Source organism: Bradyrhizobium sp. Pha-3 (assembly GCF_042258325.1).
Taxonomy (GTDB): Bacteria; Pseudomonadota; Alphaproteobacteria; order Rhizobiales; family Xanthobacteraceae; genus Bradyrhizobium; species Bradyrhizobium elkanii.
In genome coordinates this window covers 7,503,874-7,517,402 of the sequence record NZ_CP170151.1, presented here as the reverse complement: position 1 = coordinate 7,517,402, position 13,529 = coordinate 7,503,874, and the positions used below count along the sequence as shown (strand labels likewise).

Below are 13,529 nucleotides of genomic sequence, written 5' to 3'. Positions count from 1 at the left end.
GTTACGGCTTGGTCGGAACCGGCTTGAACCTGGTCGAGATCACGTCCTCGACCGGAACGATGTCCTTCAGCCCGCCGAGCTTGGCGAGATCGAGCGACAGCTGCACCGCCGCCGGCACATTGGCCGCGCCCATGTTGCCGTCGGTCTCCAGCTTCATGATGGTGTTGTCGTATTCCATCGCGGCGATCTCGGCCGGCATCTCGTAGAGGTCGGCGATCAGCTTCACGGTGACGTCGCGGTTGGCGCGCATGAATTGCAGCGCGCCATAGAGCGCATTGACGGCCTTCTGGACCACCTCCGGCTTGGCCTCGGCGAACTTGTCGAGCACGATCCAGCCTGCGGTGAGGTTTGGCGGCGCCGCGGTCGCATAGTCGAGGATGGTCTTCGCCTCGCCCGACTTGGCGACCTGGAAGCTGAGCGGCGAATAGACCACGGCGGCGTCGACATTGCCGGCGAGCAGGTTCGGCACCAGGCCGCCGCCGCCGACCGGCACGCGGGTGAAGTCGATCTTCCTGTCCTGGATGGTCCACAGCGCCAGCAGGTCGGAGCCGGAGCCCGCCGCGGTGATCCCGACCTTCTTGCCGTTGAGATCCTTGACCTCGAGCGTCGATTTGGCCGGCACCATCAATTGCCAGCCGAAATTGCCCATCGCGGCATTGGCGACGATGCGCGACATCACGCCCTTCTTGCGGCCGGCGGACACCAGCGACGGTGGATCGAGGATGATGTCGGCTGCTCCCGCGGCCATGCCCTCGAAGGTCTCGGCGCCGCTGCGATAGATCGTCAGCTCGGCCTTGATGCCTTCCTTCTCGAACAGCTTTTGCCGCACGGCCGTCTCGGCGATCGTCGTCGGCCAATAGGTCTTGGTGGGCAGGCCGACGCGGATCGTGTCGGCCGCGAAGGCCGGGCCGGCCAGCACGGTGGTGGCGATCAGGGTTGCCAGCGCACAGCGGCGCGTGATGTTCATGGTTCTGTTTCTCCCGGATATCGATTGTTGTTATTTTTCGGCGCGTCTCGTGCCGCAGGATCAGGTGGGGGCGTTGACCTCCGCAATGCGCGGAGCGGCGAGCTCGACGAATTCCATGGTGGTGCTGAAATGCACCGACAAAGCGCGAACCGCCGCATCGGCATCGCGCGCGAATACGGCGTCCACGATCGCGGTATGCTCGGCTTCGACGTCGCGCGGCCGGCCGACCTCGCGTCGGATCGACAGCCGCCGGTAGCGCTCGCTTTGCTCATGCAGCACGTCGCGGAAGCCGAGCAGCCATTGCGAACCGCAGGCATTGACCAGCGCGCGATGGAAGATGCGGTGGCGGACCACCCATTCCTCGTAATGCACGGTGGGATCGTCGGGAAACCGATAGGGCACGGCCTTCAGCGCTTCCCAGGCCGCCGCGACCGACGACAGCCAGGCCTCGTCGCCGCGCTCGATCGAGCGCCGCAGCGCAAGTCCCTCGATATCGATCCGCGTCTGCGTGACATCGGCAAGGTCGGCGAGCGAGACCGGACAGACGCGGAAGCCGCGCTGATCCGAGGCTTGTACCAATCCATCCGCCACCAACCGCGACAGCGCCTCGCGCACGGCGGCAAGGCTGACCGAGAACTGCTTGGCGAGGCCGGCGATGTGCAGCTTCTGGCCGGGAAGCAGCCGCGTCGACAGGATGTCGGCCCGCAGCCGCTCCTGGACCGCCGATGTCAGGCTTCGCGGCCCGTCGCCGGCCAAGCCCTCGCGAAAACTCAACCCGATGTTCATGGCCGGCAGACTGGCCGACGGTCTTGTGGCCGTCAATCGAAAATCGATTTTTTTAGACACTCTCGAATTTCATATGAATGTATACTGAATGGCGTCAGTTTTGGCCTTTATCGCCGGATATTGCCTCGTCCAAGCACGTTATGTATACACATGGGATGCATTAGGGAGGATCCAGTGCCAAAACCCTTTCCAATGAACGCGTGGTACGCGGCCGGCTGGGATGCCGAGATCAAGCATGCGCTGTTGCCGCGGACGATCTGCGGCAAGCATGTCGTGATGTACCGGAAGGGCGACGGCGAGGTGGTGGCGCTGGAGGATGCCTGCTGGCATCGCCTCGTGCCGCTCTCCAAGGGCCGGCTCGATGGCGATGCCGTGGTCTGCGGCTATCACGGCCTGAAATACAATGCGCAGGGCCGCTGCACTTTCATGCCCTCGCAGGAGACGATCAATCCGTCGGCCTGCGTGCGCGCCTATCCCGTCGTCGAGCGCCACCGCTTCATCTGGCTCTGGATGGGGGATCCCGCGCTCGCCGATCCCGCGCTGGTGCCCGACATGCACTGGAACCACGATCCGGCCTGGGCCGGCGACGGCAAGACCATTCACGTCAAATGCGACTATCGCCTCGTCGTCGACAATCTGATGGACCTGACGCACGAGACCTTCGTGCATGGCTCGAGCATCGGCAATGATGCGGTCGCCGAGGCGCCGTTCGACGTCACCCATGGCGAGAAGACGGTCACCGTGACGCGCTGGATGAAGGGCATCGAGGCGCCGCCGTTCTGGGCCAGGCAGCTGCAGAAGCCGGGCCCGGTCGATCGCTGGCAGATTATCCGCTTCGAAGCGCCGTGCACCGTCAACATCGACGTCGGCGTCGCGCCGGCCGGTTCGGGCGCGCCGGAGGGCGATCGTTCGCAGGGCGTCAACGGCTATGTGCTGAACACGATCACGCCCGAGACCGAGAAGACCTGCCACTATTTCTGGGCCTTCGTCCGCAACCACCGCATCACCGAACAGCGGCTGACCTCGGAAATCCGCGACGGCGTCGCCGGCATCTTCCATGAGGATGAGATCATCCTGGAAGCGCAGCAGCGGGCGATGGACGAGAATCCGGACCGGGTGTTCTACAATCTCAACATCGACGCCGGTGCAATGTGGGCGCGGCGCGTCGTTGACCGCATGGTGGCGAAGGAAAATCCGCCGCCACAGCTGCAGGCTGCCGAGTAGGCGAGGGGCGGCCCATGGCGGAACGCGAAACCGATCGCTCAGTGTCGCAGACCGTGCGGGCGCAGCTTGCGCTGCGCGACCTCGTTCTCTCCGGCGGCCTGCGGCCCGGCGAGCGGATCTCGGAGCTGCAGGCGGTCGAGTTCACCGGGGTATCGCGCACGCCGGTGCGGATGGCGCTGGTCCGGCTGGAAGAGGAAGGCCTGCTGGAGGCGATCCCTTCCGGCGGCTTCATGGTCAAGGCGTTTTCCGAGCGCGACATTCTCGATTCGATCGAGCTGCGCGGCACGCTGGAGGGCCTGGCCGCGCGCTTCGCCGCCGAGCGCGGCGTCTCGTCGCGCGATCTCGAACCGCTGAAGGAATGCCTCAACGAGATCGACGGCCTGGTGCGGCAGGATCCGATTTCAGTCGAAGCCTTTTCGTCCTATGTCGCGCTCAACGCGCGCTTCCACGCGTTGCTCACCGAGCTGTCGCGCAGCCCGCCGCTGATCCGGCAGATCGACCGCGCCTCGGCGCTGCCATTCGCCTCGCCGAGCGGCTTCGTGATGGCGCAATCGGCCTTGCCCGAGGCGCGCCAGATCCTGCTGATCGCGCAAGATCACCATCGCATTGTGGTCGACGCCATCGAGAACCGCGAGGGTGCGCGCGCCGAGGCGATCATGCGCGAGCATGCAAGGCTTGCGGCACGCAATCTGCGGCTGGCGCTGCGCAACCGCAGCCATCTCGATCTGTTGCCGGCGCTGGCATTGATCAATTCGGCAGCCGGCTGAGCGGAGAACGCCATGCGATTCATCGAGACCTGGACATCCGCCACGCTGCTCGCTGTGCGCGACCTCACGCCCGGCATCCGTGAATTCCTGCTGCGGCCGGACAATTTCACGGGTGCGCCCTGTCCCGTCGGCAGCCATATCGATGTCGGCGTCACCATCGAAGGCCAGCCGCAGACCCGCTCCTATTCGCTGGTCGGCGAAGCCGATCCGCAGGGCTACCGGATCGCAGTTCGGCACGCAGCGGATTCCCGCGGCGGCTCGCGCTACCTGTGGTCGCTCGCGCCGGGGGCGCGGCTCAACATCACGCTGCCGACCTCGCTGGTGCAGCTCGACTGGACGCGGCGGCAGTATTGCCTGATCGCGGGCGGCATCGGCATCACGCCGATCGTCGGTGCGGCACAGGCGCTGACTCGCCGCGACGCCGCCGTGACGCTGCACTATGCCGTGCGCACGCGCGGCGATGCGATCTATCTCGATACGCTTGAGCGTGCGCTCGGCGACCGCCTCATCGTCCATGCCGGCGACGAGGGCGGGCGGCTCGACCTCGACCGCGTCTTTGCGGCGTTGCCGCAGGACACGATGACGCTGTTCTGCGGTCCGATGCGGATGCTGGACGCGGCGCGGCGCGCCTGGGAGGAATCCGGCCGCCCGCTCTCCGATTTGCGCTACGAGACCTTTGGATCGAGCGGGCTGCTGCCGACCGAGCCGTTCCGCGTGCGGCTCAGTGGTGAAGGGACCGAGTTCGTCATCCCGCGCGACCGGTCGATGCTGGACGTGCTCAACGAAGCCGGTCATGAGGTGATGAGCGACTGCCGGCGCGGCGAATGCGGGGTCTGCGCACTCGACGTGGTCGATGTCGACGGCGAGATCGACCATCGCGACGTCTTCTTCAGTAGCCATCAGAAGCGGGAGAGCCGCAAGATCTGCGCCTGCGTCTCGCGCGCCCGCGGCACCATCACGGTCGATACCCTGCATCGGTCGGACGCGCTTTGACGCGTCCGGTCAGCGTGGACGTTCGATCGAGGCTAAAGCCTGATGAGATTAGGTTGAGCTGGAACGGCTCGAAAGTTCACCTCTCCCTTGGGAGAGGTCGATTTGCGCAGCAAATCGGGTGAGGGGTTACGGTCTATCGAGAGAGCAAGAGCCCTCACCCGGATTGCACTGGACGATGCTTCGCATCGCCAAGCGCAATCCGACCTCTCCCCAACGGGGAGAGGTGAACCGAGACCGCGCCAAGCCGATTCAACCAAAACTCATCCCCGCTTTACGCCGCGTGTACCGAGTGCTGCGGATTGTGATCGAGCAGTGCGGAAATCTCGCTGCCGGACATCGGCCGCCCGATCAGATAGCCTTGGACCTCGTCGCAGCTGGTCTGGCGCAGATATTCGAGTTGATCTGCAGTCTCGACGCCTTCAGCCACGACGCCGATCTGCAGCTCCTGCGCGAGGCCGATCACCGATTTGACGATCGCGGCGCAATCCGGCTGGGTCAGCATGTCCCGGATGAAGGATTGATCGATCTTGATGCGGCTGAACGGCAGCTTGCGCAGATAGGTCAGCGACGAGAAGCCGGTGCCGAAATCGTCCAGCGCGACCGTCAGGCCGAGCTCGAGCAGCGCGTGCAGGATCGCGGGCGCCGATCCATATTTCGAGATCAGCATCGACTCGGTGATCTCGATCTCGAGACGGTTCGGCGCGACATTCGCCTCGGCCAGCGCGTCGACGATCGTCTGCAGGATGCCGACGTTCTGGAACTGGACCGCGGAGAAATTGACCGCGATCCGGATGTCGTCCGGCCAGCGCGACAGCATCGTGCAGGCGCGGCGGATCACCCACTCGCCGAGTTGGTGGATCAGTCCGCTTTCCTCGGCGATCGGGATGAAGACGGTAGGCGGGATCAGGCCGCGCGTCGGATGCTGCCAGCGCAACAATGCCTCGAAGCCGGTGACGCGGCCTTTGCGGATGTCGAGGAACGGCTGGTAGACCAAAAACAGCTCGTCCGCCTCGATGGCATGCTCGAGATCCCGCTGCAGGGCACGGCGGTCGCGCGCCGACTGGTCGTCGCTGGCCTCGAAGAAGCAGATGGTTCCGGGAGCGGATTTCTTCGCCCGGTAAAGCGCGATGTCGACATGCTTGAGCAGATCGTGGGACGTGCTGCCGTCCCGGGGCGCCAGCACGATACCGATGCTGATCGTCCGGTTGACCTCCAGCCCGTCGATCGGAAACGGGTCGGCAAAGGTCGCGACGAACCGTTCGGCGATCGCAAACGCGTCCTCGGGCCTCGTCAGATTCGACATGATCAGGGCGAACTCGTCGCCGCCGATCCGTGCGACATGTTCGGCCGCGCGCGTGCAGCGCTGCAACCGGGCCGCCACCTGCACCAGGAACTCGTCGCCGGCCGGATGGCCGAACCTGTCGTTGACCTCCTTGAAGCGATCGAGATCGAGCAGCAGCACCGCGAATTCCTCGCCCGACCGCGCCAGCCGGTTCAGTGCGCCGTTGAGCGCCTCATTGAAGGCGACGCGGTTCGGCAGATGCGTCAGCGGATCCTGCCTCACCGTCCGTTCGGCCTCGTGCTGGGCGATGATCCGCCGCCTGAACTCGAATGCGTTGAGGAAGACGCCGCGCAGCAGCACCGAACCGTAGACCAGGACGAGCACGGCCATCAGGAGGTAGACGAAATCGCCGTCCCGGCCGAGGCAGATCGCGGTGCCGACGAAGATCGGTGCGGTGAAAGCAATCGCGGCGATCGGGATGGTGGAGAACGCGAAGGCGCCGCCGGCCAGCATTCCGGCGCACAGGCAGGTGATGACGAGCTGGGCACCGCTCGATGCGTTCGCGAAGAAGGCGACCGGGACGACGCCCCAGGCCGTCCCGAGCGCCAGCGCATTGCGGACCAGCCGGTACATGGTTCGGCGCGACACGAATTGCGGCTTGGCGATGCGGCGCGCTGCCCGTGCCTGCAAGCCGAAGAACAGCGCCGCGCTGCCCACCGCGGCCGCCCACACCAGCGCAAAGGCCCAGTCCGGCGATTGCCACAGCACAATCGCCAGCACCAGCGCGTTGCAGGCGTTGGCCAGCATGATGCCGAAGGAGTAGCCGAGCACGAGCGAGACCTGTTCGGCGCGGATGTGGCCGGCAAGCGCTTCATCCGCCGGTGGTGCACCGAAGGCCGCGAGGTCGCCCGCGAACAGGGTCGCGAAATATGATCTCAGATGGGTACGCATCACTACGTTGCCTGCCCGGTTTGGCCATGGCGCCGTGGCGAAGAATTCTCTGCAAACCTTTGACAAACTATGAACTATTGGAACGGACCGTGTCACGGCGGGCCCCTCCTTCGATTCCACCGGCGGGCATTGCTAACAAATCGATACAAATGCGTGAGGCGAGGTCACGGAGCGGCAAAGCTTGCCCTGCGCTGCTTGATCCCCCGCGGGTTTTTCGCAATGAGTTGGGTTCCCGCGAACGGCAAAAAACCAGAAGGTGCGCATGAGCCTCCCGATCACGAATCACGATCCCGGGTTCCGGATCACGCGGGCCAGCCATGTCGTCCTGACCGTGCGTGACCTCGCGGCGAGCCGGCAGTTCTACGAAAAGGTGATCGGGCTGATCCTGACCGCGGAGGAGGGCGGCGCACTCTATTTCCGCGGCGTCGAGGAGGCCTGTCATCACGGCCTTGTGTTGCGCAAAGGCGAGGGCGCCGCCTGTGCGCGGCTCGGCCTGCGGGTCTTTCAGGACGATGACCTCGAGCGGCTCAAGGCCTTCTTCGAAGCGCAGGGCTGCCGGACTGGTTGGGCCGAGGTGCCGTATCAGGGCCGCACCCTGCATGCGACCGATCCGGCCGGCACGCCGCTGGAGTTCTGCGCGACCATGCCGGTCGAACCGCGCATGATCACCAAATTCACCCGCCATGCCGGCGGCTCGGCGTTGGTCCTGACGCCCGAAGTGCGCAAGGCGTGCGAGTTCTACACCGCGGCAGGCTTTCGGCTCAGCGAATACATCGCGCCGGTGGGCACATTCGATCTGCGCGGCGTGTTCCTGCAGCGCAAGGGCAATCCGCACGACATCGTGTTCTTCAACGGTGCCGGACCGCGGCTGCATCATTTCGCGTTTCTCGCGCCCGAGGTTCATCATCTGCTCAACGCCTGCGATATCGCCGGCGAACTCGGCTATGGGGCGGCCGTTGAACGCGGCCCCGGGCGCCATGGGCCGGGACACGCGATGTATGTCTACATGCGCGATCCCGATGGGCATCGCGTCGAGCTGTTCAACACGCACTACCAGATCATGGACATCGAGAACGAGCCGGTCGCCTGGGATCCGTCCGACCATACGATCTCGTTCCCGTGGGGGTTGCCGGCGCGGCAGGCCTGGTTCGAGGAGGCGACGCCGTTCGAAGGTGTCGCGATCAGCGAGCCGCAGGTGAAGCCGAAGCCGCTGACGCTCGAGAGCTACCTCGCGACGTAGCATGTCATTGTCAGCTGATAATCCCATCCATGACGTGGCCATCGTCGGCCTCGGGCCGGTCGGTGCCATCTTCGCCAATCTGCTCGCGAAATCCGGCTTGAGGGTCGCAGTCGTCGAGCGCGTTGCCGACATCTACGACAAGCCGCGCGCGATCACGCTCGATCATGAAGCGCTGCGCGTGCTGCAGGCGATCCGGCTCGGCGATTTCATGGAACAGGCGATCGCACCGCATAACGGATCGCACTATCTCGGCGTCGACGGCGAGATCATCAAGATCTTCGACCCGATGCCGCCGCCATTTCCGCTCGGCTGGATTCCGAACGTGACCTTCGTGCAGCCGGACCTCGAGCAGGCGCTGCGCGACAGGCTCGCCGACTATCCGCATGCCGACATTTTCCTCGCCGCCACGGGCGTGACGCTGCAGCAGGACGACGGCGCGGCGATGCTGACCGCGCGCCGCGGGTCCGGCGAGGAGGTCCTGATCCGCGCGCGCTACCTGGTCGGCTGCGACGGCGCCAACAGCTTTGTCCGCAAGCAACTCGGCATCGGCCTCGACGACCTCGCCTTCGATGAATGGTGGATGGTGGTCGACACGCTGACCAGCGATCCCGCAAGGCGGCCCGCCAGGAGCTTTCAGTATTGCTGGCCGTCGCGTCCCGGCACCTTCGTGCCGGGTCCGTGCAATTTGCGGCGCTGGGAGATCAAGTTGCTGCCCGGCGAGGACCCCGAGGCGGCCGGCGCGCCTGACAATGTCGTGAAGCTGCTCAAGGGCTTCACCGATATCTCCGACCTCACGATCTGGCGCTCGGCGGTCTATCGCTTTCACGCGCTGCTTGGCCAGCGCTGGCGCGACGGCCGTGTGCTGCTGATGGGCGATGCCGTGCACCAGACGCCACCGTTCCTCGGGCAAGGGCTGTGCGCCGGTATCCGCGATGCGGTGAACCTGGCCTGGAAGTTGCGGCTGGTTCTTCGTGGCGACGCGGGCGATGCGCTGCTCGACAGCTATGAGATCGAGCGCAAGCCGCATGTCCGCGCCGTGGTCGCCAGCGCCAAGGAGTTCGGCAAGATCATCGGCGAGCTCGATCCGGTGGCCGCCGTCGAACGTGACGTTCGGCTGCGCGCCGACCTGAAGGCCGGCAAGGCCGAAACCATCAGGCAGAAATTCATCCCCGATCTCGTCTCCGGCCTGATCGCGCACGATGCTGCGCTTGCCGGGCGGCTGTTCGTGCAGCCGCATGTGCGCGCGCCGGATGGGCGGACGTGCCGGCTCGACGATCTGCTGAAACCGGAATTCGCGATCGTAACGGTGGCTGCGGAGCCGATGGCGTGGCTGTCGGACGCGTCCTCGAGCGCCTGGCAGCGTCTGTCCGGCGAGCGCGTCGTCATCACTGCGTCAGGCAAAAGTAGCGATACCGACGGTCTGCTGAGCGTGGTGGAGCGCGACGGGCTGTTCGCCGAATGGATGCGACAGCACGGCGCCGCGACGGTCATCGTGCGGCCCGACCGTTACGTGTTCGGCGCCGCAGGGAACGCCGATGAGCTCAATATGCTTGTCGGGCAACTGCTCCAGAACCTCAGCGCATGGCACTAGAGCGTTTTCGAGCGAAGTGGATACCGGTTCGCGTGAAGAAAACGCGTCAAGACAAGAATCCAGGGCCCCGTGCCGATGCAATCGGAACGGGGCACTAGTCTTTTCAAGCCGGCGCTTTGTCTGTACCACCGGAAGAAAGAAATTCCGGGGGAAACCAGTGAACAACAATCATGGTGCGGCGGAGTATGATTATGTCATCGTCGGCGCCGGCTCGGCCGGCTGCGTGCTCGCCAACCGCCTGAGCGCTGACGGCAAGCACTCGGTGCTGCTGCTCGAGGCCGGACCGAAGGACAGCAACATCTGGATCCATGTCCCGCTCGGCTACGGCAAGCTGTTCAAGGAAAAATCCGTCAACTGGATGTACCAGACCGAGCCGGAGCCGGGCCTCAACGGCCGGCAGGTGTTCCAGCCACGCGGCAAGGTGCTCGGCGGCTCCAGTTCGATCAACGGCCTGCTCTATGTGCGCGGCCAGCACGAGGACTATGACCGCTGGCGACAGCGCGGCAATGCCGGCTGGGGCTATGACGACGTCCTGCCCTATTTCCGGAAGGCGGAGGATCAGCAGCGCGGCTCCAACAAATATCACGGTGCCGGCGGCCCGCTGCCGGTGTCGGATTGGCGGCATCACGATCCGCTGTCGGAGGCCTTCGTGCATGCCGCAGCCGAGGTCGGCATTCCCACCAATCCGGATTTCAACGGCGCGGCCCAGGAGGGCGCGGGTTTCTTCCAGACCACGACGCGGCGCGGCCGGCGCGCCTCGACGGCGCGGTCCTATCTGCGGCCGGCGTTGACGCGTGGCAATCTTCATGTCGAGACCTCGGCGCTGGCGCAGCGCATCCTGTTCGACGGCAAGCGCGCGAGCGGCGTCGCCTACAAGCAGGACGGGCAGTTGCGCAAGGCCAAGGCGCGCAAGGAGGTGCTGGTATCGAGCGGTGCGTACAACTCGCCGCAATTGTTGCAGCTCTCCGGCGTCGGCCCCGCCGATCTGTTGAAGCAGCACGGCATCGACATCGTGCTCGATGCGCCCGGCGTCGGTAACGATCTGCAGGATCACATGCAGGTCCGCATCGTCACGCGCTGCGCGCAGACCGTCACGCTGAACGACGTCATCAATCATCCTGTGCGCCGCGTCATGGCGGGCCTCCGCTACGCCGCGCTGCGCAAAGGACCATTGACGATCGCCGCCGGTACCTCCGGCGCGTTCTTCAAGACCAGCCCGCGGCTTGCCTCGCCCGACATCCAGATCCACTTCCTGCCGTTCTCGACCGACAAGATGGGCGAGAAGCTGCATCCGTTCTCGGGCTTCACGGCCTCGGTCTGCCAGCTGCGTCCGGAGAGCCGCGGTTCGCTGAAGATCAGGAGCGCGGACCCGGGCGTGCCGCCGGAAATCCGCATCAACTATCTGGCGACCGAGACCGATCGCCGCGCCTTCATCGACGGCATCCGTATGCTGCGCAAGATCCTGGCCGCACCGGCGCTGAAATCCTATTCAGTGGGCGAGGTCGATCCCGGCGCCACGGTGGTCAGCGACGACGACCTGCTCGATTTCTGCCGGCGCACCGGCAGCACGGTCTATCATCCGACCTCGACCTGCCGCATGGGCAACGATGCGCTCGCGGTGGTTGACCAGCGGCTCAAGGTGCGCGGCATCGAAGGTCTGCGCGTGGTCGATGCGTCCGTCATGCCGGACCTGATGTCGGGCAATACCAATGCGCCGACGATCATGATCGCGGAAAAGGCGTCGGACATGATTTTGGAGGATGCGCGGTAGGACGTGATCCGTCATCCTGAGGAGCGCGTAGCGCGTCTCGAAGGATGCACGGCCCCGCTCTGACGGCTCGGAAAGCTCCGGGCCGTCGACCCTTCGAGACGCGCGCAAGAGCGCGCTCCTCAGGGTGACGGTGATAGAATGGGCTATTGGATCTCAGCCGTTATAGGCGCGCACCCGCGCGACCATCTGCTCGACATGGGCGATCGGCGTCTCGGGGAGGATGCCGTGGCCGAGATTGAAGATCAGCCGCCCCTTGCCAAGGTTCTCCAGCACATCGTCCACCGCGCGGTCGAGCGCGGCGCCGCCGGCGATCAGGGCCAGCGGATCGAGATTGCCCTGCACCGCGACGCGGTTCTGCACGCGCTCGCGGATCATCGATGGCTCGGTGGCCCAATCGATCGAGACCGCATCGACGCCGGTTTGCTCGATATAGGCCGGCAGCATGCCTGCCGCGCCGCGCGGGAAGCCGATGATCCTGGCATCGGGGACCTGCTTGCGCACCCCGGCCACGATGCGCCGGGTCGGCTCGATCGACCAGCGGGCGAATTCGCGCGGCGGCAGCACGCCGGCCCAGGTGTCGAAGATCTGCAGGCAGTCGGCGCCGGCCTTGAGTTGGCCGACGAGATAGTGGATCGAGTTCTCGACCAGCACGTCGATGATCTTGGCGAACGCGTCCGGATGGCGGTAGGCAAGCATCCGCGCGGATGCCTGGTCCGGCGTGCCCTGTCCGGCCACCATGTAGGTCGCGACCGTCCACGGCGCGCCGCAGAAGCCGATCAGTGCGATCTCGGGGGCGAGTTCGCGACGGACGCGGCGCAACGCTTCAAAAACCGGCTCGAGCTTGTCGAAGTTGGCATGGGTCGAGAGCGTCGCGATCTCGCCGGGCGTTGCCAGCGGATCGAGCCGGGGTCCTTCGCCGGCCTCGAAGCGCACCGCGCGGCCGAGTGCGTAGGGGATTACCAGGATGTCGGAGAAGATGATCGCGGCGTCGAAGTTGAACCGGCGGATCGGCTGCAGCGTGACCTCGGCGGCGAATTCGGGCGTGAAGCAGAGATCGAGGAAGCCGCCGGCCTTGGCGCGCAGCTCGCGATATTCCGGCAGATAGCGGCCGGCCTGCCGCATCATCCAGAGCGGCGGCACGGCCTGCCGGTGGCCCGACAGCACGTCGATGAGCGGCTTTGTGGTGGGATCCTGGGGCACGCGGATGGTTCCTGATCACGGTCAAAATTTGCGCCCCTGATACACGCTGCAGCGCAATGGGCCAAGGCGGTTCTGGAACCCCTCTTTGCGTGGCCGCGTTGTCCCCGGGAATGGAGGGACGACATGGCCGACAAATTCGATCCTGCCCCGCACGACAAGCATGCCGAGAAGCCGCACGAGGCGCAGGCTGCCGACCGCAAGGCTCGCACCCGGCTGAAGGAGGGGCTCGAGGATACCTTCCCGGCCTCCGATCCGGTCAGCGCCACGCAGCCCGCGCCCTCGAAGCACGACGGCAATAGGGACAATTAGCTGGTATATCCCTGCGGCTGCTAACCACGATGCCAAGTGAGCTCAACATGCGGCGACCTATTCGCCGCGGAGCGATGGCTCGGAGCGACCGGGCCCGTCGGCGTACCGTGATCGCCGGGATAAACTAGACGGGGCCGCTTGCGGGGCGCTGCATCCGGTCAGATTCGAAGGTCACGCCGAGCCGCCGCTCCAGGCGCCAGGCCACAATGCAGTGCCGCCGGATCGGTTCACTCTCGATCTCGAGCTCGAACGCGAGCGGGATTGCGACGTCGCTTTCCACGGCGATCCCCGCGCCGCCGGTCGAGAGGTTGAGCACAAGACACCCGACACTGGTGTTGCGGAAGAAGATCGTCCCGCGCTTCAGCAGGATCGTTCGTTGGCTGTCGGTCTTGTATCTTGTCGTTGTGCTCACGGCAGTCTCCTACCCCGATGTGATGCCCGTCGCGAT

Annotated in this window: 12 protein-coding genes; 7 read left to right on the top strand and 5 right to left on the bottom strand. The window is 65.5% G+C overall.

All coding sequences use genetic code 11. From position 1 onward, the window contains the following. Position 1: 1 nt before the first annotated feature. Entirely contained in the window at positions 2 to 967 is a 966-nt protein-coding gene (locus tag ACE10X_RS35875; protein ID WP_038382466.1) for an ABC transporter substrate-binding protein, read from the bottom strand. A 60-nt stretch (positions 968 to 1,027) separates the two neighbouring features. Continuing rightward, positions 1,028 to 1,789, bottom strand: coding sequence for a GntR family transcriptional regulator (locus ACE10X_RS35870; protein ID WP_375763534.1), 762 nt, complete (start codon positions 1,787 to 1,789; stop codon positions 1,028 to 1,030). 156 nt (positions 1,790 to 1,945) lie between these two features. Here ACE10X_RS35870 and ACE10X_RS35865 point away from each other — a divergent pair, with 156 nt between their 5' ends. Genes ACE10X_RS35865 through ACE10X_RS35855 form a run of 3 tightly spaced genes read left to right on the top strand, consistent with a single transcriptional unit; the run spans position 1,946 to position 4,737 of the window. After that, positions 1,946 to 2,977, top strand: coding sequence for a Rieske 2Fe-2S domain-containing protein (locus ACE10X_RS35865; RefSeq protein ID WP_038382467.1), 1,032 nt, complete (start codon positions 1,946 to 1,948; stop codon positions 2,975 to 2,977). 14 nt (positions 2,978 to 2,991) lie between these two features. Then, positions 2,992 to 3,744: a GntR family transcriptional regulator gene (locus ACE10X_RS35860; RefSeq protein WP_038382468.1), complete on the top strand. Its 753-nt coding sequence runs from the start codon at positions 2,992 to 2,994 to the stop codon at positions 3,742 to 3,744. A gap of 12 nt (positions 3,745 to 3,756) precedes the next feature. Beyond that, entirely contained in the window at positions 3,757 to 4,737 is a 981-nt protein-coding gene (locus ACE10X_RS35855) for a PDR/VanB family oxidoreductase (RefSeq protein ID WP_038382469.1), read from the top strand. A 271-nt stretch (positions 4,738 to 5,008) separates the two neighbouring features. Here ACE10X_RS35855 and ACE10X_RS35850 read toward each other — a convergent pair whose 3' ends face one another. After that, on the bottom strand, positions 5,009 to 6,970 hold the full coding sequence (locus ACE10X_RS35850; RefSeq protein ID WP_375763533.1) for a putative bifunctional diguanylate cyclase/phosphodiesterase: 1,962 nt from the start codon (positions 6,968 to 6,970) through the stop codon (positions 5,009 to 5,011). 262 nt (positions 6,971 to 7,232) lie between these two features. Here ACE10X_RS35850 and ACE10X_RS35845 point away from each other — a divergent pair, with 262 nt between their 5' ends. The 3 genes from ACE10X_RS35845 to ACE10X_RS35835 all read left to right on the top strand — a co-directional run bounded on the left by ACE10X_RS35845 (position 7,233) and on the right by ACE10X_RS35835 (position 11,572). Then, positions 7,233 to 8,210, top strand: coding sequence for a VOC family protein (locus tag ACE10X_RS35845; protein ID WP_375763532.1), 978 nt, complete (start codon positions 7,233 to 7,235; stop codon positions 8,208 to 8,210). A gap of 1 nt (position 8,211) precedes the next feature. Continuing rightward, positions 8,212 to 9,801, top strand: coding sequence for a bifunctional 3-(3-hydroxy-phenyl)propionate/3-hydroxycinnamic acid hydroxylase (locus ACE10X_RS35840; protein ID WP_375763531.1), 1,590 nt, complete (start codon positions 8,212 to 8,214; stop codon positions 9,799 to 9,801). A 157-nt stretch (positions 9,802 to 9,958) separates the two neighbouring features. Then, complete coding sequence (locus tag ACE10X_RS35835; RefSeq protein WP_375763530.1) at positions 9,959 to 11,572, top strand: GMC family oxidoreductase; 1,614 nt, start codon at positions 9,959 to 9,961, stop codon at positions 11,570 to 11,572. Positions 11,573 to 11,725: 153 nt separating this feature from the next. On the opposite strand, the gene hemE is transcribed toward ACE10X_RS35835, so the two are convergent. Then, positions 11,726 to 12,772 carry a uroporphyrinogen decarboxylase gene (gene hemE, locus ACE10X_RS35830; protein ID WP_375763529.1) on the bottom strand — a complete coding sequence of 349 codons (1,047 nt, stop codon included), beginning with the start codon at positions 12,770 to 12,772 and terminating at the stop codon, positions 11,726 to 11,728. Positions 12,773 to 12,895: 123 nt separating this feature from the next. Here hemE and ACE10X_RS35825 point away from each other — a divergent pair, with 123 nt between their 5' ends. Then, entirely contained in the window at positions 12,896 to 13,081 is a 186-nt protein-coding gene (locus ACE10X_RS35825) for a hypothetical protein (RefSeq protein WP_028333252.1), read from the top strand. A 124-nt stretch (positions 13,082 to 13,205) separates the two neighbouring features. Here the strand turns inward: ACE10X_RS35825 and ACE10X_RS35820 are convergent, their stop codons facing one another. Further along, a complete protein-coding gene (locus ACE10X_RS35820; RefSeq protein WP_244435688.1) occupies positions 13,206 to 13,493 on the bottom strand; it encodes a PilZ domain-containing protein in 288 nt (95 codons plus the stop codon). Between the last annotated feature and the right edge of the window lie 36 nt (positions 13,494 to 13,529).